Source organism: Streptomyces sp. NTD91, from assembly GCF_059510455.1.
Map to the genome: position 1 here is coordinate 193,206 of NZ_JCAJZW010000006.1, position 19,852 is coordinate 213,057.

At 70.4% G+C, this 19,852-nt stretch carries 17 protein-coding genes, 1 tRNA gene and 2 pseudogenes; 8 read left to right on the forward strand and 12 right to left on the reverse strand.

The window, feature by feature from the left end; all coding sequences use genetic code 11:
• Positions 1-38 precede the first annotated feature (38 nt).
• Positions 39-527, reverse strand: a complete 489-nt coding sequence (locus AC5WRT_RS09780) for a MarR family winged helix-turn-helix transcriptional regulator (protein WP_496092566.1) — start codon at positions 525-527, stop codon at positions 39-41.
• Between the two features lie 135 nt (positions 528-662).
• Here AC5WRT_RS09780 and AC5WRT_RS09785 point away from each other — a divergent pair, with 135 nt between their 5' ends.
• Positions 663-812 carry a hypothetical protein gene (locus tag AC5WRT_RS09785; RefSeq protein ID WP_496092567.1) on the forward strand — a complete coding sequence of 50 codons (150 nt, stop codon included), beginning with the start codon at positions 663-665 and terminating at the stop codon, positions 810-812.
• Between the two features lie 43 nt (positions 813-855).
• On the opposite strand, the gene AC5WRT_RS09790 is transcribed toward AC5WRT_RS09785, so the two are convergent.
• Both AC5WRT_RS09790 and AC5WRT_RS09795 read right to left on the reverse strand, forming a co-directional pair.
• A complete protein-coding gene (locus tag AC5WRT_RS09790; RefSeq protein ID WP_496092568.1) occupies positions 856-1,737 on the reverse strand; it encodes a hypothetical protein in 882 nt (293 codons plus the stop codon).
• Positions 1,738-1,795: 58 nt separating this feature from the next.
• A complete protein-coding gene (locus AC5WRT_RS09795; protein ID WP_496092569.1) occupies positions 1,796-1,975 on the reverse strand; it encodes a hypothetical protein in 180 nt (59 codons plus the stop codon).
• Between the two features lie 61 nt (positions 1,976-2,036).
• On the opposite strand from AC5WRT_RS09795, the pseudogene AC5WRT_RS09800 reads away from it, so the two are divergent.
• The 6 genes and pseudogenes from AC5WRT_RS09800 (at position 2,037) to pyk (ending at position 10,993) form a co-directional block, all read left to right on the forward strand.
• A pseudogene (locus AC5WRT_RS09800) lies at positions 2,037-2,953 on the forward strand (helix-turn-helix domain-containing protein).
• A gap of 5 nt (positions 2,954-2,958) precedes the next feature.
• Entirely contained in the window at positions 2,959-3,306 is a 348-nt protein-coding gene (locus AC5WRT_RS09805; RefSeq protein ID WP_496092570.1) for a chorismate mutase, read from the forward strand.
• Between the two features lie 189 nt (positions 3,307-3,495).
• Entirely contained in the window at positions 3,496-6,012 is a 2,517-nt protein-coding gene (pepN, locus tag AC5WRT_RS09810; protein WP_496092571.1) for an aminopeptidase N, read from the forward strand.
• Positions 6,013-6,429: 417 nt separating this feature from the next.
• A complete protein-coding gene (locus tag AC5WRT_RS09815; protein ID WP_496092655.1) occupies positions 6,430-7,788 on the forward strand; it encodes a pyridoxal phosphate-dependent decarboxylase family protein in 1,359 nt (452 codons plus the stop codon).
• Complete coding sequence (locus tag AC5WRT_RS09820) at positions 7,785-9,197, forward strand: lysine N(6)-hydroxylase/L-ornithine N(5)-oxygenase family protein (RefSeq protein WP_496092572.1); 1,413 nt, start codon at positions 7,785-7,787, stop codon at positions 9,195-9,197. The genes AC5WRT_RS09815 and AC5WRT_RS09820 overlap by 4 nt, the downstream gene beginning before the upstream one ends.
• A gap of 359 nt (positions 9,198-9,556) precedes the next feature.
• Positions 9,557-10,993 (forward strand): pyruvate kinase, encoded by a 1,437-nt coding sequence (gene pyk / locus AC5WRT_RS09825; RefSeq protein ID WP_496092573.1) that lies wholly within the window; start codon positions 9,557-9,559, stop codon positions 10,991-10,993.
• Between the two features lie 3 nt (positions 10,994-10,996).
• Here the strand turns inward: pyk and AC5WRT_RS09830 are convergent.
• Positions 10,997-11,684 (reverse strand): annotated as a pseudogene (locus tag AC5WRT_RS09830) (transcriptional regulator).
• Positions 11,685-11,791: 107 nt separating this feature from the next.
• Positions 11,792-11,866, reverse strand: a tRNA-Leu gene (locus AC5WRT_RS09835).
• Positions 11,867-11,967: 101 nt separating this feature from the next.
• On the opposite strand from AC5WRT_RS09835, the gene AC5WRT_RS09840 reads away from it, so the two are divergent.
• Entirely contained in the window at positions 11,968-12,627 is a 660-nt protein-coding gene (locus AC5WRT_RS09840; RefSeq protein WP_496092574.1) for an ANTAR domain-containing response regulator, read from the forward strand.
• Between the two features lie 71 nt (positions 12,628-12,698).
• On the opposite strand, the gene AC5WRT_RS09845 is transcribed toward AC5WRT_RS09840, so the two are convergent.
• The 7 genes from AC5WRT_RS09845 to AC5WRT_RS09875 form a co-directional block, all read right to left on the reverse strand.
• Positions 12,699-13,415 (reverse strand): ABC transporter ATP-binding protein, encoded by a 717-nt coding sequence (locus tag AC5WRT_RS09845; protein ID WP_496092575.1) that lies wholly within the window; start codon positions 13,413-13,415, stop codon positions 12,699-12,701.
• A complete protein-coding gene (locus AC5WRT_RS09850) occupies positions 13,412-14,359 on the reverse strand; it encodes an ABC transporter ATP-binding protein (RefSeq protein WP_496092576.1) in 948 nt (315 codons plus the stop codon). The genes AC5WRT_RS09845 and AC5WRT_RS09850 overlap by 4 nt, the downstream gene beginning before the upstream one ends.
• Before the next feature lie 5 nt (positions 14,360-14,364).
• A complete protein-coding gene (locus AC5WRT_RS09855) occupies positions 14,365-16,206 on the reverse strand; it encodes a branched-chain amino acid ABC transporter permease (RefSeq protein WP_496092577.1) in 1,842 nt (613 codons plus the stop codon).
• Between the two features lie 5 nt (positions 16,207-16,211).
• Positions 16,212-17,144 (reverse strand): branched-chain amino acid ABC transporter permease, encoded by a 933-nt coding sequence (locus AC5WRT_RS09860; RefSeq protein ID WP_496092578.1) that lies wholly within the window; start codon positions 17,142-17,144, stop codon positions 16,212-16,214.
• Between the two features lie 114 nt (positions 17,145-17,258).
• Positions 17,259-18,497, reverse strand: coding sequence for a branched-chain amino acid ABC transporter substrate-binding protein (locus AC5WRT_RS09865; protein ID WP_496092579.1), 1,239 nt, complete (start codon positions 18,495-18,497; stop codon positions 17,259-17,261).
• A gap of 272 nt (positions 18,498-18,769) precedes the next feature.
• Complete coding sequence (locus tag AC5WRT_RS09870; RefSeq protein WP_496092580.1) at positions 18,770-19,423, reverse strand: Tat pathway signal sequence domain protein; 654 nt, start codon at positions 19,421-19,423, stop codon at positions 18,770-18,772.
• The gene (locus tag AC5WRT_RS09875; protein WP_496100126.1) at positions 19,420-19,827 is read right to left on the reverse strand and encodes a hypothetical protein; all 408 of its coding nucleotides are present in this window, start codon (positions 19,825-19,827) and stop codon (positions 19,420-19,422) included. Before AC5WRT_RS09875 ends, AC5WRT_RS09870 begins: the two co-directional genes overlap by 4 nt.
• Positions 19,828-19,852 lie beyond the last annotated feature (25 nt).

Genomic DNA, 19,852 nt, shown 5'->3' on the forward strand with positions numbered 1-19,852 from the left:
GACGGGGCGAACGTCCCCTGTCGGGGCACTGGGACCCCCTACGGCCGGCCGGTCAGGCGGGCCGCGGCGGCGCGCTGACGCTCGCTCATCACGGACAGGAAGCGGACGACGGTCCGCAACTGGTCCGTGCTGAACTCCTCGCAGGCCTCGACGACGTCGCGCGCCCAGTCCTCGAAGAACCCGGCGAGTTCGGAGATCTTCCCCTCGTTCAGCTCGACCAGTACCCGGCGCTTGTCGGTCGGGTGCCGCACCCGGTGGACGAACCCCTTGGCCTCCAGCCGGTCGATCAGCCCCGTGACGGAGGCGGGGGCGAGCCCGGTCAGTCCGGCGAGGTCCTTCGCGGTGAGCGCGCCGTGCCGCTGGAGCAGGTCCAGGGTCTTCTCCTCCGTCGCGTTCAGTCCCTGCTTCGCCGCGACGGCCGAGTGGAACATGACCGTGACCCCGCTGTGGGTGCGGCCCACCGTCATCAGCTGCTTCAGCGTCTCCGCCCGAGCCGCGTCGTCCTGCTTCCCGTCTTCCTCGGCCATGTCCCCAGGCTAGCAAGAATTTCGTTCGGGCGAACTAACGACTTGGGGAGGCGGGGGTGCCGGTGCAACTCTTTCGTTAGCCCGAACGAAATAAATCCGGCGGGAAGCCGGATCGCCGGAGCAGGGGAGATCTCCATGTCCGCAACGCTCACCGAGCCCTCCGCGATCATCATCACGACGGCGGCGGCCCAGCGGCGCGGATGCGGTTGCGCCGTGGTGGCGGAGCTGTGCGCGGGGCTGTGCACGGCGCTCCCTCGACGGGGCTCGGCCGAACAGGTCGACTGACCCACCGGCCCGCCCCCGGCCGGAGCCCGATGGTGCCGTGCGGCTACGTGTCGCACTCCAGTACCGTCCGGCACAGCCCGCACCGCGCCCGTACCCTCCCCCTCACCGGCACCCGGATCCGCTGGTGACAGGTCGGGCACGGGAAGGACACCCGGAGGTGGCCCGCCGGATCGGGACTGAAGGCGTAGGGGGCCGTCGGCGGGACTCCGGACACATGCCGCCGGTCGTGGGCGTAGCGCCGCCGCCCCGCCCAGCCGGCCCCGGTCAGCGGCGGCTGCTGCCCGTCCCGGCGTGCCACGGCCATCCCCTTGCCGTACGCCTCGTACGCCTGCGGGCTGGTGAACCACACCGAGGGGTCCTCATGGAACAGCAGCGCCCGCTTGGCCAGCACGTACCCGAACTCCTCCGGGGTCAGATAGCCCAGCTTCTGCGAGGAGACCCCGTCCTCCCGGAAGGCGTCCAGCAGCAGCCAGCCCGCGCCCAGGTAGGTCGTCACGGTGTCCGTGAGGATCTCGTTCTCCGGCGTGCTGGGGAAGGAGAGGTCCAGCCGGTGCAGGTACACGTGCGCCACCTCGTGGGCCAGCGCCGCGCCGATGTCGCGGCGGTGGGTGCGGAAACGGTCGTTCAGCTCCACGAAGTACTCGGGTCCCGCCGCCAGTTCGACGTTCGCAGCGTGCGTCATCTCCCTGAAGCCGACGATCAGCCGCGCGTCCGGCAGCCTGAAGTGACGCACGATCTCACGGGCCACCCGCTGCGCGCCCAGATACAGGTCGTCGGTGTCGCAGAAGGCCACGTCGGCGGGGGCCACGCTGGACGCGAACGTCTGGACGGTGTCGTAGGACAGCCGCTTGTACAGCGCGGTGATGGCGGCCCGCACCGTCTCCAGGTGCGGGTAGCCGTGCTGGACCGGTCCGCCGTTCGCCACGTCCGCACCCCCAAAGACGCCGGAACCCCTCTCCACTGTAGGCGCGCGGGACGGTTGGTCACACGGGCAGCAGCCGGGGCGCGGCCCGGCGGGGGCCGGCCTCGTCGAACTCCGGCACCCACGAAGCGGTGCGGCGCGCCGGACAGCAGCCGCACCCGAGGCCGTCCACCAGGAAGTCGGGTTCCCCCACCGTGAACTCGTGCGCCCCGGCCTCACCTCTTTCGGCGATCAGCGCCATGGACGACGATCGGCACCGCTCGGACAGAAGTCCGCGGCCGCCGGCGCCGGGAGGAGCAGCGATGTACCGGACCTGGATGCGGTTCTTCGGCCCCGGACCCGCGCACCACCGGCTCGGCCTGGTCCGCCTCGGCGTCGGCCTCCAGCACGGGGTGCTGGCCACGGTCGGCCCGCGCACCCTCGACCACCACGTGGCCGTCGTGATCGGCTCCGGCCGCGGCTGGTACCGGGGCGCCGACGGCCGCCGTACGACGGTCACCGCGCCGCGCTGCTCTGGCTCACCCCCGGCGTGCCCCACCACTACGCGCCCGGCCCGGACAGCGGCTGGGACGAAGGTTTCGTGGACTTCGCCGGACCCGCCACCGCGACCTGCACGGACCTCGGCCACATCGAGCCGGACCGGCCCGTCGTGCCGCTCACCGGCGCCTCGGGGCCCCGCGCGGTGGTCGCCCGCATCGCCCGCGCCGCCCGCCGCGGCAACCCCCTGCTGGAGGTGGAGACCGGCGCCGCCGTGCACGAACTCCTCGTCGCCCTGCGCCGCGCCCGCGCCGACCTCGCCCCGGACGGCGACCAGGTGCTCCGGGCGCTCGCACGGGACGCCTGCACGCCCATGAGCGTCGCCGACCACGCGCGCGTGCACGGCATGACCCCCGCCGAGCTGCGCGGCGCCGTCCGCCGGGCCGCCGGGTGCAGCCCGAAGGACTACCTGCTCGCCGTCCGCGTCGGCCGCGCCAAGGAACTCCTCGCCACCACCGAGCTGCCCGTCGCCGCCGTCGCCCGCCGCGGTGGTTACGACGACCCCGCGTACTTCTCCCGGCTCTTCACCCGCCGGGTCGGCCTCGCCCCGGTCCGCTTCCGCGCCCAGCAGGGCCGCAGCGTGCCCGGCGGCTGGAGCGACCGCGTCCCCGCCCCGGACGATCCGCCGATGATCCACCCTCCGGACAGCCCGGGGGGCCGAACCGCGGAACCCATAGGGTGACCCGCATGACCACCAGCGACATCGGAACCGGTGACGTGGACCCCGAGGTCCGTCAGGAACTGGAGCGGCTGCGCGACAGCATCGACAACATCGACGCTGCCGTCGTCCACCTGCTCGCCGAGCGTTTCAAGGCCACCCAGCAGGTCGGCCGGCTCAAGGCGGTGCACCAGCTGCCGCCCGCCGACCCCGCCCGCGAGGCCCGCCAGATCGCCCGGCTGCGCCGGCTCGCGGAGAACGCCAAGCTCGACCCGGCCTTCGCCGAGAAGTTCCTGAACTTCATCATCGCGGAGGTGATCCGCCACCACGAGCGCATCGCCGAGGACACGGCCAACGGCCAGCAGCCGCAGGCCTGACCGGGAAGGGGGCGGCGGCGGTCGGGGGGCGTACGGGAACGGCGGGGGAGCGGGTGCGGACGTGAGGCGGGGGTGAGCGGGCGCGGGGCCGGAGCGAACCGGCGTGAGGCATCCGCGGCGAGCCGGACATAAGCCGTGAAACCGCCCTCCCTCTGTGCGCTGTCGGTGCGATCAGGCAGCATGGCCTGCATGTCCGTACTCACGCGCGACGAAGCGCAGCTCCGAGCACAGCTCCTCGACGTCCACCGCTACACGGTCGAACTGGACCTCACCACGGGGGACGAGACGTTCGACTCCCGCACGGTGATCCGGTTCACCGCGCGGTCCGCCGGGGACACGTTCGTGGAGCTGAAGCCCGCCGACTTGCGCGCCGCCACCCTCGACGGGCAGCCCCTCGACCCCGAGTCCCTGGACGACGGCCGGCTGGCCCTGAACAACCTCCCCGCGGGCGAGCACGAACTGAGTGTCGACGCGGCCATGTGCTACTCCCGCACCGGCGAGGGCATGCACCGCTTCACCGACCCCGCCGACGGCGAGACCTACGTCTACACCCAGATGTTCATGGACGACGTCCAGCGCGTCTTCGCCGCCTTCGACCAGCCCGACCTCAAGGCCGTCTTCGAAGTCGCCGTCAAGGCCCCCGACGGCTGGACCGTACTCGCCAACGGCATCACCGAACGGCGCCCCGACGGCCTCTGGCAGGCCGCGCCCACCCCGCGGATCTCCACCTACCTCGTCGCCGTCGCCGGCGGCCCCTGGCACTCGGTGCGCACCGAACACCGCGGGCTTCCCTTCGGCATCCACTGCCGCCGCTCCCTGGCGCCGTACCTGGACACCGACGCCGAGGAGATCCTCGACATCACACGCGCCTGCTTCGACCGCTACCACGAGAAGTTCGAGGAGCCCTACCCCTTCGACTCCTACGACCAGGCGTTCGTCCCGGAGTTCAACGCGGGCGCCATGGAGAACCCGGGCCTGGTCACCTTCCGCGACGACTTCGTCTACCGCTCCGCCGTCACCGACACCGAGCGGCAGACCCGCGCCATGGTCATCGCGCACGAGATGGCCCACATGTGGTTCGGCGACCTCGTCACCCTCAAGTGGTGGGACGACATCTGGCTGAACGAGTCCTTCGCCGAGTACATGGGCTACCAGACCACCGCCGAGGCCACCCGCTTCACCGGCCCCTGGACCGAGTTCGGCGTCACCCGCAAGGCCTGGGGCTACGACGCCGACCAGCGCCCCACGACCCACCCCGTCGCCCCCGAGAAGGTCGACGACACAGCCTCCGCGCTGCTCAACTTCGACGGCATCTCCTACGCCAAGGGCGCCTCCGCGCTGCGCCAACTCGCCGCCTGGCTCGGCGAGAAGGACTTCCTCGCCGGCATCAACACCCACTTCTCCCGGCACAGGTTCGGCAACGCCACCCTCGCCGACTTCATCGACTCCCTCGCCTCCGCCACCGACCGTGACGTACCCGCCTGGGCCGACAGCTGGTTGCGCACCACCGGCGTGGACAAGCTCACCCCCCACATCGCCTCCGCCGACGGCACCTGCGCCCTCACCGTCCAGCGTGCGGGCAGCCGCCCGCACCGCCTCACCGCCGGCCTGTACGACCACGACGTCGCCGACGAGGGCCGCCTCGTGCTGCGCGAACGCCTCGGCCTCGACGTCCCGCAGACCGCACCGCACCCCATCGGCAAGCGCCCCGCGCTGCTCCTGCTCAACGACGGCGACCTCACCTACGCCAAGCTCCGCTTCGACGACGACTCCTTCGAAACCCTGCGCACCAGCCTCTCCGGCCTGCCCGACCCCCTCACCCGCGCCGTCGTCTGGAACGCCCTGCGGGACGCCGTACGCGACGGCGAACTGCCCCCCGCCGCCTACCTTGACACGGCCCGCGCCCACCTCCCGCGCGAGACCGACCTCGCCCTGGTGCAAGGCGTCCTCGCCTTCGCCTCCGGCCACATCGCCGACCAGTACCTCGGCCCCGAGGATCGTCCGGCCGCCCTGTCCACCCTCACCGCTCTCTGCCGCGACCTGCTGCGCCGCACCGAGGACGGCGACCACCCCGGCCTGCGGCTCCTCGCCGTACGGCACTTGATCGGCGTGGCCGCCCACCCCGACACCATCGCCGCCTGGCTCGCCGACGGCACGGTCCCCGGCGGCCCGGAGCTCGACCCCGACCTGCGCTGGAGCATCCTCGGCCGGCTCGCGGTACTCGGCGCCACCGACGAGGCCGCCATCGCCGCCGAGCTGGAGCGCGACCCCAGCGCCACCGGCCAGGAGGGCGCCGCCCGCTGCCGCGCCGCCCTGCCCGACCCGGAGGCCAAGCGGGCCGCCTGGGAGGCGATGTTCGCCGGCGACGACCTGTCCAACTACCTCTTCTCGGCCACCGCGCAGGGCTTCTGGCAGCCCGAACAGGCCGAACTGGTGCGGCAGTACGTACCCCGCTTCTACCCGGACGCCGTTGCCGTCGCCGCCCGGCGCGGCCCGGCCATAGCCACCGCCGCCGCCCGCTGGGCCTTCCCCGCCCACGCCGTCGACGCCGAGAACCTGCGGTTCGGCGAGGCCTGCCTGCGCGACGCCGACCCGACCCCGGCCCTGCGCCGCACCCTCGCCGACCGCCTCGACGACCTGGCTCGCGCCCTGCGCGTACGCGGCGAGCAGCAGGAGGCGGCCGAACAGGAGGCGCGGGTGGAGTAGTCCGCAGACTCAGGGGCACGGCCGGTCCCCGCCGGCACGCGGCCGCCCGGACCGCCCTGCCCGGGCCCGAGCTGTCGACCAGGCGGTCCCCGGGGAGGCACCTCTTGCGGTCCGTCGTGACCGGCCACGCCGGCGGTGCCCTCGTCGACCGTCTCCGCCGTCCGGCCCGCGCGGGCGCCCCGATCCGACGACCCCATCGCCCGGGACGGGGAGCGGCTGACCGGCGCCCGCGCACCTGCGCCCCGTGGGCCCGCGCCGAGGACCTCGACGCCAAGAGCTGAGCACGCACTTCCGCCGTACCCACTTTCGGGTTTCGATCGTTGAGCATCAGGGACACACGGGGTTCTTCCCGTACCCCCTGGAAGCCCACGGGTCGGTCCACGAGCGGAGGGACAGGCGATGAGCGGTCAAGGACCTCTGCGCACCCCACCCCTCGCCTCGGGCCCGTACGGCCCCGCCGCCCTGCGCCCCCTCCTCGACACCGTCCTCGACGCCCTCACCGCGGGCGCCCGCTCGCGCGGCGGCCCACTGCCCGGCGGCGGACCCCAGGCCGTCGCCGCCCGCGTCACCGACGCCCTCGCGGACGTCCTGCCGGACCACGGCGACCCCGACGCCCTGCGCACCCTCGTGCACGCCCTCGCCGAAGGCGCCGCCGACCCCGCCGACCCGCTGTGCGCCGCCCACCTGCACTGCCCGCCGCTCGCCGTGGCCACCGCCGCCGACCTCGCAGTCAGCGTCCTCAACCCCTCCCTGGACTCCTGGGACCAGGCCCCCGCCGCCTCCGCCCTCGAAACCGCCGTCACCCGCGCTCTCGCCCGCACCACCGGACTCGCCGACGCCCTCGTCACCACCGGCGGCACCGAATCCAACCAACTCGCCCTGCTCCTCGCCCGCGAGGCCCACGGCGGCAGCGTGCGGCTCGTGTACGCGGCCAACGCCCACCACTCGCTGCCCCGCGCCGCCTGGCTGCTCGGCCTGCCCGAGCCCGTGGTCGTCCCCGCGCCCGGCGGCACTCTCGACCTCGCCGCCCTCGACCACGCCCTCATCACGCTCCCCGGACCCCTGCTCGTCGCCGCCACCGCCGGCACCACCGACGCCGGCCTCATCGACCCGCTCCCCGAGATCGCCGGCCTGTGCACCGCCCACGGCGCCCGTCTGCACATCGACGCCGCCTACGGCGGCAGCCTCCTCTTCAGCGACCGACACCACGAAAAGCTCCAAGGACTGCAGGCCGCCCACACCGTCACTCTCGACCTGCACAAGCTCGGCTGGCAGCCCGTCGCCGCAGGTCTGCTCGCCGTCGCCCACCCCACCGAACTCGCCGCACTCCACCACCGCGCCGCCTACCTCAACGCCGACGACGACACCGACGCCGGACTCCCCGACCTGCTCGGCCGCTCCCTGCGCACCACCCGCCGCCCCGACATCCTCAAGGTCGCCGTCACCCTCAAGACTCTCGGCCGCACCGGACTCGGCGCCCTGGTCGACCACGTCTGCGCCCGTGCCGACGAGTTCGCCGCGCTCCTCGTCGCCCACCCCGGCTTCGAACTCTACGACCGGCCCGTGATCAGCACCGTCCTGTTCCGGCCCGCCGGCGCCACCGACGACACCGTCGCCGCCGTACGCCGCAGGCTCCTGCACGAGGGCCGCGCCGTCCTCGGACGCGCCCGGCTCGACGGACGCCTCTGGCTCAAGGCCACCCTCCTCAACCCCCACACCGGGCCGGACGACCTGGCCCAACTCCTGAAACTCGTCACAGAAGGCACCCCCGCATGAGCACCCCCCCACGACACGGGGCCACCTCCCCCCGGGACCTCGTCGGCATCGGCATCGGCCCGTGCAACCTCTCCCTCGCCGCCCTCGCCCACCCGCTCGCCGAACTCGACGCCGTCTTCTACGAACAGCGCCCCGGCTTCGACTGGCACCCCGGCCTGCTCATCGACGGCGCCACCATCCAAGTGCCCTTCCTCGCCGACCTGGTGACCCTCGCCGACCCCACCAGCCCCTGGAGCTTCCTCAACTACCTCAGGAACCGCGAACGCCTCTTCCCCTTCTACTTCGCCGAGCACTTCCACATCCAGCGCGCCGAGTACGACGCCTACTGCCGCTGGGTCGCGCAGAACCTGCCCGGACTGCGGTTCGGCCACCAGGTCGACGCCATCCGCTGGAACCGCGAACGAGACGTCTTCGAAGTCGACTTCACCCAGCTCGACCCCGAAGGCGAGGCCGAAGCACTGGGCCGCACCTACACCCGCAACGTCGTCCTCGGCGTCGGCAGCGAGCCCTACGTACCCGGCCCGCTCAAACCCCTGGTGGACACCTCGGGCGTACCCGTCGTCCACGCCGCCGACTACCTCGACCACCGCACCGAGATCCTGGCCGCCGAGCACGTCACCGTCGTCGGCTCCGGACAGTCCGGCGCCGAGGTCTTCCTCGACCTGCTCCGCCACCGCCCCGCCGGCCGGGAGCGACTCCACTGGATCGGCCGCACCGAAGCATTCGCGCCGATGGAATACTCCAAACTCGGCCTCGAACACTTCACCCCCGACTACACCCGCTACTTCCACGCCCTCGCCGAACCCGTACGCGACCGGCTCGTCGCCGCCCAGTGGCAACTGCACAAGGGCATCGACGCCGACACCCTCGCCGCCATCCACGACGAGCTGTACCGGCGCACCCTGCACGGTGGCTGGCCCGACGCCGTTCTCACCCCCGGCGTCCGCGTCCGCACCGCCGGCCGTGTCGCCAACGCCGGGATCGAACTCCATCTGGAACACCTCCAGCAGGACAGCCGCTCCCGGCTCACCACCGACGCCGTCGTCCTCGCCACCGGCTACCGCGAACGCCCCCTGGACCGCATCCTCGCCGGACTCGACCCCTACCTGCGCCGCGACGCGAGCGGACGCCTGCGCATCGAGGAGGACTTCCGGCTCGTCCTCGACCCGTCCGTGACCGGCTCCGTCCACGTCCAGAACGCCGAACTGCACACCCACGGCGTCGGCGCACCCGACCTCGGCCTCGCCGCCTGGCGCAGTGCCACCATCCTCAACTCCCTCACCGGGAAAGAGCCCTACCCCCAGCCCTCCCGAACGGCATTCACCACCTTCGGCACCCAGGGAGACCGGCACCGCGTACCACCCACCCGGCAGGTACGGCACCTCACCCCCCTCGTCGACGGAACATGACCGGACGTGCCGCAACCGACCGCCCACCTGATCGAGGCGGCCGGAGTCGGCGACCGGGCCTGCCGGCATCCTGAGGCCGGCAGGCCCAGTCGGGCGCCGTCCGGGTGCCGACCGGCCGGAGTCGTACCGGCTACTGCCGGGACACTCACGGCACAGCCACGCGTACGCCCCCGTCCGCCACCGCCGGCACTTCGCGGACCAGAGAAAAAAAGGAGTGGCAGGCTTCGCACGCGTGGAATTCGCTCATCGGAGCGAGCGCTCGCACAATTCAACACTTGTCAACAACCCTTTACCCAACGGTTGTTGAGTGGTCATGTGCGACCGATTCTCTACCCATGGGTAAGCCCTAGGCTCGATCCATGCGCCGAGCAAAGATCGTCTGCACTCTGGGCCCCGCCACCGACACGTACGACCAGATCAAGGCACTGGTCGACGCCGGAATGGACGTCGCCCGCTTCAATCTCAGCCACGGCAACCACCCCGAACACGAGGAACGCTACCGGCGAGTCCGCAAAGCCGCCGACGAAACCGGCCGCAGCGTCGGAATTCTCGCCGACCTTCAAGGACCGAAGATCCGCCTCGGCCGTTTCGCCGACGGACCGGTACTCCTTGAACGCGGCGACACGTTCACCATCACCGTCGAGGAGGGCATCGAGGGCGACCGCCACCGGTGCGGCACCACCTTCGCCGGCCTCGCCGCCGACCTCACCCCCGGTGAACGCATCCTCGTCGACGACGGCAAGGTCAGCCTCGACGTCACCGCCGTCGACGGCCCCCGCGTCCACACCCTCGTCATCGAGGGCGGCATGATCTCCGACCACAAGGGCCTCAACCTCCCCGGCGTCGCCGTCTCCGTCCCCGCCCTCTCCAAGAAGGACGAGGACGACCTGCGCTGGGCCCTGCGCACCGGCTTCGACGCCATCGCCCTCTCCTTCGTCCGCAGCGGCGACGACGCCAAGGACGTACAGCGGATCATGGCCGAGGAGGGCCGCCGCCTGCCCGTGATCGCCAAGATCGAGAAGCCGCAGGCCGTGGAGAACCTCGACGGCATCGTCGCCGCCTTCGACGGACTCATGATCGCGCGCGGCGACCTCGGCGTGGAAATGCCCCTCGAACAGGTGCCGATCGTGCAGAAGCGGGCGATCAAACTCGCCAAGCGCAACGCCAGGCCGGTCATCGTCGCCACCCAGATGCTCGACTCGATGGTCGACAACGCCCGCCCCACCCGCGCCGAAGCCTCCGACGTCGCCAACGCCGTCCTCGACGGCACCGACGCGGTCATGCTCTCCGGCGAGACCAGCGTAGGGAAATACCCCGTCGAGACCGTACGCACCATGGCCAAGATCGTCGAAGCGGCCGAGGAGGACATGCTCGCCAAGGGCCTGCCCCCACTCACCGAACGCAACAAACCCCGCACCCAGGGGGGCGCCGTCGCCCGCGCGGCCGCAGAAATGGGCGACTTCCTCGGTGCCAAGTTCCTCGTCGCCTTCACCCAGTCCGGCGATACTGCCCGCCGCCTCTCCCGCTACCGCTCCCCGATCCCCCTCCTCGCCTTCACCTCCGAACCGGCCACCCGCTCCCAGCTCAGCCTCACCTGGGGCGCCGAGACCTTCCTCGGCCCGCACGTCGACTCCACCGACGCCATGGTCGACCAGGTGGACGAGCTGCTGCTGAGGTACGGCCGCTGCGAGAAGGGCGACACCGTGGTCATCACGGCCGGCTCCCCGCCCGGCGTCTCCGGCTCGACCAACATGGTCCGCGTCCACCACATCGGCGAGGACGACAGTCCGAGGTAGTTTTCAGTGCGTGGGGCCGACGTGGGCGTCCATGAGGGCGACGGAGGCCTTCTTGGCGACGGAGACGATGACGGCGGCGCGGCTCTGGTTCAGCGTCTTCCACTCGACGTCGACCTTGTCGAGGGTGTCGGTGAAGAGACGGACGTTGTCGCTCGAGGTGTGGGTGAAGAAGTAACGCGGGTGTTCGTACCGCTTGCGCTCACCGGCGACCACGCGGGTCGTCCAGTTGGTGACGCGGCATCCGTCGGAGTGGATCGGGCCGCGGGCGAACTCCCAGGGCGAGCGTCGACGACGGCCTGCTGCCAGGGTTCCGGGACGATCAGACGCTCGTGCTCCTTGCCGGGGCAGGGCCGGTGTGCGCTGTGGCTGACCACGGAGGTGCAGCCGACAGCCGCAGGCGATGCGGAGGCAATAGCCCGGGCTCGGGGCGGGGTTGATGCACCCGTCGCCCAGTAGAGCGGAAGGTAGCCGTACGACGTCCTGTCCACGGGCGGTTCCGCCGCGGGTCCGCACAGTGAGCAGGTGGTACGGCGCATCCGGGGCAGAGGTGCGAGTCGCGTCTTCCAGGAGCGGATGGCGGCCCGGGACACGCCGGTTTCTTTGCTCACGGAGTTCAGGCTGCGCCGGAGTTCAGGCCGCGCCCCTGAGCAATCAGTGCGAGGGCTCGCTTGCGTGGTCTGAGGTCGCGCAGGCTGGACACCGTGCGAGAGCGATCGCGGCGACACACAGCGAAAAGCGGCAGATCACGCGAACGTGGTCCGCCACCTGAGCGTGATAACCTTGGAATCCAAGGAAAAGTGCCCCGGGTGGGACTCGAACCCACACTGTATGGTGTTTGAGACCATCGTCTGCTGCCAATTGGACTACCGGGGCCTGGGAATCGAAGGTTGCCCCCGACTCCCTGCTCCCTACCTTACCGCAGCTGGGTAGGCTCTTGTCAGCAGTACCGCCCTGCCCTGGACCAAGGAGCCTCAGTGACCGCGCCCGAGTCGCCCCAGCCCGTAGACGCGCCCGACGACGACAAGTCGCACGTGCCTCCGCTGACGACCCGTGTCGTCATCGCCGAGGACGAGGCCCTGATCCGACTCGACCTCAAGGAGATGCTGGAGGAGGAGGGGTACACCGTCGTCGGCGAGGCCGGGGACGGTGAGCAGGCCGTGGCGCTGGCCCGCGAGCACCGCCCGGATCTGGTGATCATGGACGTGAAGATGCCGAAGCTCGACGGCATCTCCGCGGCGGAGAAGATCGCCGAGGAGTCCATCGCGCCGGTGCTGATGCTCACGGCCTTCTCGCAGCGTGACCTTGTCGAGCGTGCCCGGGACGCCGGGGCGATGGCGTATCTGGTGAAGCCGTTCAGCAAGAGTGATGTCGTTCCGGCGATCGAGATGGCCGTTTCACGGTTCACGGAGCTGAGGCAGCTGGAGAAGGAGGTCGCGGACCTCACGCAGCGGCTGGAGACACGGAAGCTGGTGGATCGTGCGAAGTCGATCCTGCAGACGGAGTACGGTCTGACGGAGCCGGCCGCGTTCCGGTGGATCCAGAAGACGTCGATGGATCGCCGTATGTCGATGCAGCAGGTGGCGGAGGCCGTGATCGCGGACAACGAGGAGAAGAGAGCGGCCAAGAACGGCTGAGCGGCGCTTTTCGTGCGATGCGGCCCGCGCCCCGGAGACGGGTGCGGGCCGCATCGACGTGTTCGGACGGTTCAGTCCTCGCCCAGGTAGGCCTTGCGGACGGATTCGTCGTGGAGCAGGTCCTGGCCGGTGCCGGACAGGACGATGTTGCCGACCTCCATGACGTGGCCCTCGTCGGCGAGGGACAGTGCCGCCTGCGCGTTCTGTTCGACGAGGAGGATGGTGGTCCCCTGTGCCTTGAGTTCGGCGATGGTCGACATGATCTTCTGCATCATGATCGGTGACAGGCCCATGGAGGGCTCGTCGAGCATGAGCAGTTTGGGCTGGGACATCAGGGCACGGCCCATGGCGAGCATTTGCTGTTCGCCGCCGGAGAGGGTGCCTGCGGCTTGCTTGCGGCGTTCTCCGAGGATGGGGAAGAGGTCGTAGGCGCGCTGGATGTCCTTTTCGATGCCGGGTTTGTCGTTGCGCAGGAAGGCGCCGAGGCGGAGGTTGTCCTCGATGGTCATGCGCGGGAAGATGTGCCGCCCTTCGGGGGAGTGGGCGAGGCCCAGGGAGACGACTTGGTGGGCGGGGACCTTTTTCAGCGACTTGCCGTTGAAGCGGATCTGGCCGCCGACCGGTTTGAGCAGGCCGGAGAGGGTGCGCAGGGTGGTGGTCTTGCCGGCGCCGTTGGTGCCGATGAGGGTGACGACCTGGCCGGCTTCGACCTTGAAGGAGATTCCCTTGACGGCTTCGATCTTGCCGTAGGCGACCCTGAGGTCCTCCACTTCGAGCAGTGCGGTCATCGGTCGTTCTCCTTGCCGGGCGCGGCGTCGGTGGTGTTCGCGGCGTCTCCTCGGGCCGGTTCGGCTGCCGTGGGTGCGGCGCCGGCCTCGGCCGCTTCGACCTCGGCGGCTTCTTCGTCGCCGGGGGCGTTTTCGAAGGGTTCGCCGAGGTAGGCCGCGATGACGCGTTCGTCGCCCTGGACGGTGGCACTGTCGCCCTCGACGAGTTTCTCGCCTTGTACGAGGACGGCGACGCGGTCGCAGAGGTTGAAGATGAAGCGCATGTCGTGCTCGATGACGAGGACGGCGATGCCTTTGTCGCGGATGGCGAAGACGAGTTCCTCGGTGGCGCGGGTCTCCTGCGGGTTCATGCCGGCGGTGGGTTCGTCGAGGAGGAGCAGGCCGGGTTCGCTGGCGAGGGCGCGGGCGATCTCGAGTTTGCGCTGTTCGCCGTAGGGGAGGTTGCGTGCGAGGTGTTCGGCCTTGTGTTGCAGGCCGACGAACTCCAGGAGTTCCATGGCGCGTTCGCGGGAGGCCCGCTCGGCGCGGTGGAATCCGGGACCGCGCAGCAGGGCGGACCAGAGGCCTTCTCTGGTGCGGGTGTGCCGGCCGACGAGGACGTTCTCCAGGACGGTCATGTTGGCGAACAGGCGGATGTTCTGGAAGGTGCGGGCGATGCCGGCGGCGGTGACCTTGAAGGATTTGGGTGGCAGGACCTGGCCCTTGTAGCGGACTTCCCCTTCGGTGGGCACGTAGAGGCCGGTGAGGCAGTTGAAGAAGGTGGTCTTGCCCGCGCCGTTGGGGCCGATGAGGCCGACGATCTCTCCGCTGTTGACGGTGAGGTCGACGTTGCGTACGGCGGTGAGGCCGCCGAAGCGCATGGTGACGCCGCGGGCGTCGAGGACGGTCTGGCCGGGGGCGGGGGCGCCGGGGGTGGCGTCCTTGGTGGTGGTGTCGGTGGTCATGGTGGTCAGGCCCCTGCCTTGGTGAGGACGGCGGGCGCTTCGGTGTCTTCGTGGAACTCGAGTTGGCGGCGCCGGTTGGGGATGAGGCCTTCGGGCCGGAAGCGCATCAGGAGTACGAGCGCGACGCCGAAGGCGAAGAGCTGGTAGTCGCCCAGGAACTGGAGCTTGGCCGGGATGAGGTAGAGCAGGGCCGCGCCGACCAGTGGTCCGGCGATGGTGCCCATGCCGCCGAGGACGACGGCGGCGAGCAGGAAGGCCGAGTTGGGTGGGACGACGTGGGCGAACTGGTACTGCTCGGGGGTCACGGTGTAGGTGACGTGGGCCTGGACGGAGCCGGCGAGACCGGCGAGGCAGGCGCCGAGTGCGAAGGCGATGAGTTTGACTCGGAAGCCGTTGATGCCCATGGCGAGCGCGGCGGTCTCGTCCTCGCGGATGGCGATCCAGGCGCGGCCGATGCGGGAATCGCTGCTGCGCCGGAACACCACGACCACGATGAGGGTGATGAACAGCATGAGCAGGAAGTAGTTCGCGAAGCGGCCGATGGTGGCGCCGAGGAACTGGTGTTGCTGGCCGAAGTCGAAGCCGAGGATCTTCAGGTTGGGGATGGAGGAGATGCCGTTGGAGCCGTTGGTGACGTCGGGGCCGGAGGTGCCGTCCATGTTGAGGACGGTGATGCGGAAGATCTCACCGAAGCCGAGGGTCACGATGGCGAGGTAGTCGCCGCGCAGGCGGAGGGTGGGGGCACCGATGAGGACGCCGAAGACCATGGCGACGGCGCCGCCGAGCAGGGCCGAGGCCCAGAAGGGCCATTCGACGTGCAGGGGGGAGGAGGGGGAGCCGGAGACCAGGGCGGCGGTGTAGGCGCCGACGCCGAGGAAGGCGACGTAGCCGAGGTCGAGGAGGCCGGCGAGGCCGACGACGATGTTCAGGCCGAGGGCGACGGTGGCGAAGATCAGGATGTAGACGCCGATGGTCGCGTACTGGTCGTCGGACTGCGTGAGGGGGAAGGCGGCCGCGGCGACGAAGGCGCCGGCCATGGTGATGGTGCGGTGCCGCGCGGTGATGGCCGAGAGGCGGGCGACGAGTCCGGCCTTGGCGAGGGTGGTGAAGCCGAGGCCGGCGGTGATGAGGAAGCCGATGAACAGTTCGTCGTAGGAGGTGTCGATGCCGTAGGAGAAGACGATGAGGCCGATGGCCATGGCCGCGGCGATGATGATGATCTCGGCCCAGGTGGGGAGTGTGCGGCCGGGGCGGGGGGTCTCGGCGGCGAAGGAGGCCTTGAGGGTGTTCCACTTCTGCCGGGTGTTGTGCTTGAACAGTTCCCAGCCGGTGTCGTCGGGGTCGGCGAGGTCGGGTTCCGGCCGTTCGAAGGGGAGGGCGAGTGCGCCGATGAGGGCGGCGAGGGTGGCGGCGGCGACGATGAAGCCGCCGGGTTCGAGGTTCACCAGTCCGCCGAGTTCGGTGCTGATGGCGATGACGGTGTACCAGGCGGTGGCGAAGGTGCCGAGTGCGGCCATTTTGAGGGCGGCGTCGGCGTTGCCGGGGGTGAGCCATCCGAGGCCCTTGATGCCGTAGGAGGCGAGGCCGAGGAGGCTGGTGAGGAGGCCGCCGATGAGGACGAGGACCTGGAGACCGCCGGGGTAGCCGTAGACGGTGAGGTCGCCGGGGAAGTCCGTGGTCCAGGTCCAGGACAGGAAGGTGGAGGCGATCGCGAGGGCGCCGCCGCCGGTGGCGAGGGCCCGGCCGAGGGGGGCCGGCAGACCGATGAGGCCGGAGCCGTCGGCCGCGGGTGCGGTGGTGGTCTGCGGGGTCTCGGGGGAGCCGGATGCGGTGGTCTGTGTGGTCATCGCGATCACGCCCTGTCCGCGACGCGCTCGCCGAGCAGGCCCTGTGGCCTGAACAGGAGCACGAGGATGAGGAGTACGAAGGCCCAGACGTCTGCCCAGGACTGGCTGCCGAACTTGTCCATGCCGGGGATGTCCGCTATGTAGGCGGTGGAGAGGGCCTCGGCGACGCCGAGGACGAGTCCGCCGAGCATGGCGCCGTAGATGTTGCCGATGCCGCCGAGGACGGCGGCGGTGAAGGCTTTCAGGCCGAGGATGAAGCCCATGCGGAAGTCGATCTGGCCGTATTTCAGCCCGTAGGCGACGCCGCCGACGGCGGCGAAGGCGGCGCCGACGGCGAAGGCGATGACGATGATGCGGTCGGTGTTGACGCCCATGAGTTTCGCGGTGTCCGGGTCCTGGGCGGTGGCCTGCATGCCGCGGCCGGTGCGGGTGCGCATCACGAAGTAGGCGAGGACGGCCATGCTGATGGGGGCGGCGGCGACCAGGAAGATGTCACCTGTCTGAATGGTGACGTTGCCGATGTTGAAGGGGCCGCCCGGGATGTTCGGGAAGGTGCGGGCGGACTTGGCCTGGGGGTACCAGGCCCACACGGCCTGCTGGAGTGCCAGGGAGAGGCCGATGGCGGTGATGAGGGGCGCGAGGCGTGGGGCGGTGCGCAGGGGGCGGTAGGCGAACCGCTCCGCTCCGACGGCGACGGTGACGGCGACGAGGATGGCGCCGATCAGCATCAGCGGCAGGGCCACCCACATGGAGGTGCCGTCGGGAAGGATGTACGCGTAGACCGTGAGCGCGCCGAAGGCGCCGGTCATGAAGATCTCGCCGTGGGCGAAGTTGATGAGCTGGACGATGCCGTAGACCATTGTGTAGCCGATGGCGACCAGCCCGTACATGGATCCTAGTAGCAGGCCGTTGACCAGCTGCTGCGGCAGCTCGTTCACCGCATGTCCTCCGGGACGTTCGGGAAGTTCGACGGATGGGGCCGGATGCGAGTCCGCGCGGGGCGCCAGTGGAACAGCGCCCCGCGCGGCTCTCGGCAGGTGCGGGTGTGGGGATCAGCCGCCGTTGTAGGTGCCGGACTCCACGGCCTTCCAGGCTCCGTTCGTCACGGAGTAGACGGTGAGCTGCTTGTTGGTGGCGTCACCGTACTGGTCGAAGGAGACCTTGCCGGTCACGCCGTCGAAGGAGACGTTCTGGACGGCGGCGGTGACCTTGGCGCGGGCGTCGGAGGGCAGCTTGCCGCCGTTGTCGTCGACGACCTTCTTGACGGCCTCGATGATCGCCCAGGCGGAGTCGTAGGAGTAACCGCCGTAGGCTGCGTACTCCTCCTTGTAGCCGGCCGCCTTGTAGTTGGCGACGAAGTCCTTGGCGGAGGGCAGGGTCTCGACGGGGGCACCGACGGAGGTGGCCATGTCGCCGGTGGCGGCGCTGCCGGCGAGCTTGATGAAGTCGTCGGCGTAGATGCCGTCACCGCCGACGAGCGGGATGTTGGCGCCGGCGGACTTGATCTGCTTGCTCAGCGGGCCGGCCTGCGGGTATTCGCCGCCGTAGTAGACGACCTGGGCGCCGGAGTTCTTGACCTTGGTGGCGACCGCGGAGAAGTCCTTGGTGTCCGGGTTGATGTGCTCGGTGCCGACGACCTTGCCGCCGAGCTTCGTGAACTCCTCGGTGAAGGTGGCGGCGAGGCCGGCGCCGTAGGTCTTCTTGTCGTCGATGACGAAGACCTTGGTCTTCTTGGCCTTGTTGTAGACGTACTGCGCGGCGAAGGGGCCCTGGATGGCGTCGGTGGTCGCGGTGCGGAAGTACGACTTGTACGGGCGGGACTTGGTCTTCTGCCAGTCGGCGCCCTGGGTCAGGGCCGGGTTGGTGTTGGCGGGCGAGACCTCGACCAGCTTGGCGTCGTCGAAGACCTTCTGCATCGACTGGGCGACGGAGGAGTTCAGCGGGCCGACGACGCCGAGGACGCTGTTGTCGGAGACGAAGGCGGAGGCGTTCTGCTGGCCCGAGGAGGGCTGCGCCTGGTCGTCCTTGGCCTCGATCTTGAAGGTGACGCCCTTGACGTAGTTCTTCTTGTTGGCCTGGTTGACGGCCAGGTCCACGGAGTTCTTGATGCCCAGGCCGAGCGCGGACAGGTCGCCGGTCAGCGGGGCGTCGACGCCGATGGTGACGGTGGTGCCACCGCCCTTTCCGGAGTCGGAGCCCTTGTCGCCGCTGTCGCGCGAGCCGCAGGCGGTGAGGGTGAGTGCTCCCGCCGCCAGCGCGGCGGTGATGGCGATGAGCGAACGTTGACGCACGATCAGTCCTTTCCCCTGAACGACCGCTTCCCCGTGGAAGCGGTCGAGCCGCGCGCCGGGCCCGAAGTGACAAGCCCGAGGGGCAATTCGGGGGCGCGGTGACTGGCCGTGACTCTAAGCGTGTGTGGGGAACGTGGAGGAGAGTCTGACCAATGCTGTGACTCTCTTGTTATGACACGACGTAATGCAGAGCGGTACGGCGTGGGGGGTAGGGCGGAATTCCGGCCGATTCGCCCCGTCCGCAATGTGAGAACCCGCAGGACTCACCATGATCAATTCAGGTGTCTCACGGGTTTTGGTGATGACGTCGTTCTGTTGTCGCAGGCGGCTTTCAGGGCCTGGGAGAGGTGCCGGGCGTAGCGCGTGCCGAGGATGTAGCTGTGAATCTGCATTGCGCGCGTATTACGCAGAGTTACGTCCAGGAAAGGGAGTCCGGCGTCCATGGGGACTTTTCCGCATTGCGTCACGTGCATGGTTATGGTGATCTTGCGGTCCGAACCCGTCCTTGTCCGGAACGGCGTCGGCGGGTCCGTCACCAGCGAAAGTCCCGCGTACGGCTGGGTCACCCGGGTCACGGTGACCGGTGGCCCGGAGTCCACGCTCAGTAGCACCGCGAAGCTGAAGCTGCGGGGCGGGGCGTCGGCCGGGGTGGGGCGGCCGCTGGCGTACTCCACCTCGACCACCTGGGCGGGGTACGGCGCCGGGGGCGCGGGCTGCGGCTGGGGCCGGGTGGCGTAGAAGTAGCCGCCGCCGGCCAGGAGGACGGCCGTCGCGGTGAACGCCAGCGTGGCGCGCCGGTGCCGGGTGTAACGGGTCATCAGGAAGGCGCGGATGCGCGCCGCCGGGCGGGCGGTCGGGGTCGGGGGCCGCCAAGTGTCCCACGCGTGCGTGCCCTCGCCGGGCTCCAGGGGGCCGATGCCGTTCATTGCCAGGGGCCTCCGGTCGGGGTTCCGTGCCGATAGCGCTCCGTGCAGGCGGCATGCGCCTGACGACCGATCAACTCGGCTGCGGCAGCGCCCCCTTGGCGCCGTTCGGCGACGCGCGCGGCGTCGACGACCTCCCGCAGGATCGCGTACTGCCCGTTGGACAGCCCCATCGACTGGTAGTCACCGTAGGTGTCGCTGTCGAGCACGTCATGGGCCCAGTGCGCCACGAGACGGGTGCACAGGGCGGCGGGGGAGATGGGGGAGCGGGTCGTGGCCGGGGTGGGAGCGGTGGGGTGTGCGGAGGTGGTGGACCGGTCGCAGGCGGTCGCGCAGAGCAGTGCCGGCAGCGCCAGCCCGAGCACCAGGAGCCTCACCCCCGGCCGGGGGTCCCCTCGCCGTCCCATGAGCAGAAACTAAGGGGAGGGACGG

Excerpts from the sequence above, each read along its gene's own strand:
- AC5WRT_RS09780 (WP_496092566.1), bottom strand. The coding sequence starts at position 527 with ATGGCCGAGGAAGACGGGAAGCAGGACGACGCGGCTCGGGCGGAGACG.
- AC5WRT_RS09785 (WP_496092567.1), top strand. The coding sequence starts at position 663 with ATGTCCGCAACGCTCACCGAGCCCTCCGCGATCATCATCACGACGGCG.
- AC5WRT_RS09795 (WP_496092569.1), bottom strand. The coding sequence starts at position 1,975 with ATGGCGCTGATCGCCGAAAGAGGTGAGGCCGGGGCGCACGAGTTCACG.
- AC5WRT_RS09805 (WP_496092570.1), top strand. The coding sequence starts at position 2,959 with ATGACCACCAGCGACATCGGAACCGGTGACGTGGACCCCGAGGTCCGT.
- pepN (WP_496092571.1), top strand. The coding sequence starts at position 3,496 with ATGTCCGTACTCACGCGCGACGAAGCGCAGCTCCGAGCACAGCTCCTC.
- AC5WRT_RS09820 (WP_496092572.1), top strand. The coding sequence starts at position 7,785 with ATGAGCACCCCCCCACGACACGGGGCCACCTCCCCCCGGGACCTCGTC.
- pyk (WP_496092573.1), top strand. The coding sequence starts at position 9,557 with ATGCGCCGAGCAAAGATCGTCTGCACTCTGGGCCCCGCCACCGACACG.
- AC5WRT_RS09845 (WP_496092575.1), bottom strand. The coding sequence starts at position 13,415 with ATGACCGCACTGCTCGAAGTGGAGGACCTCAGGGTCGCCTACGGCAAG.
- AC5WRT_RS09850 (WP_496092576.1), bottom strand. The coding sequence starts at position 14,359 with ATGACCACCGACACCACCACCAAGGACGCCACCCCCGGCGCCCCCGCC.
- AC5WRT_RS09855 (WP_496092577.1), bottom strand. The coding sequence starts at position 16,206 with ATGACCACACAGACCACCGCATCCGGCTCCCCCGAGACCCCGCAGACC.
- AC5WRT_RS09870 (WP_496092580.1), bottom strand. The coding sequence starts at position 19,423 with ATGAACGGCATCGGCCCCCTGGAGCCCGGCGAGGGCACGCACGCGTGG.
- AC5WRT_RS09875 (WP_496100126.1), bottom strand. The coding sequence starts at position 19,827 with ATGGGACGGCGAGGGGACCCCCGGCCGGGGGTGAGGCTCCTGGTGCTC.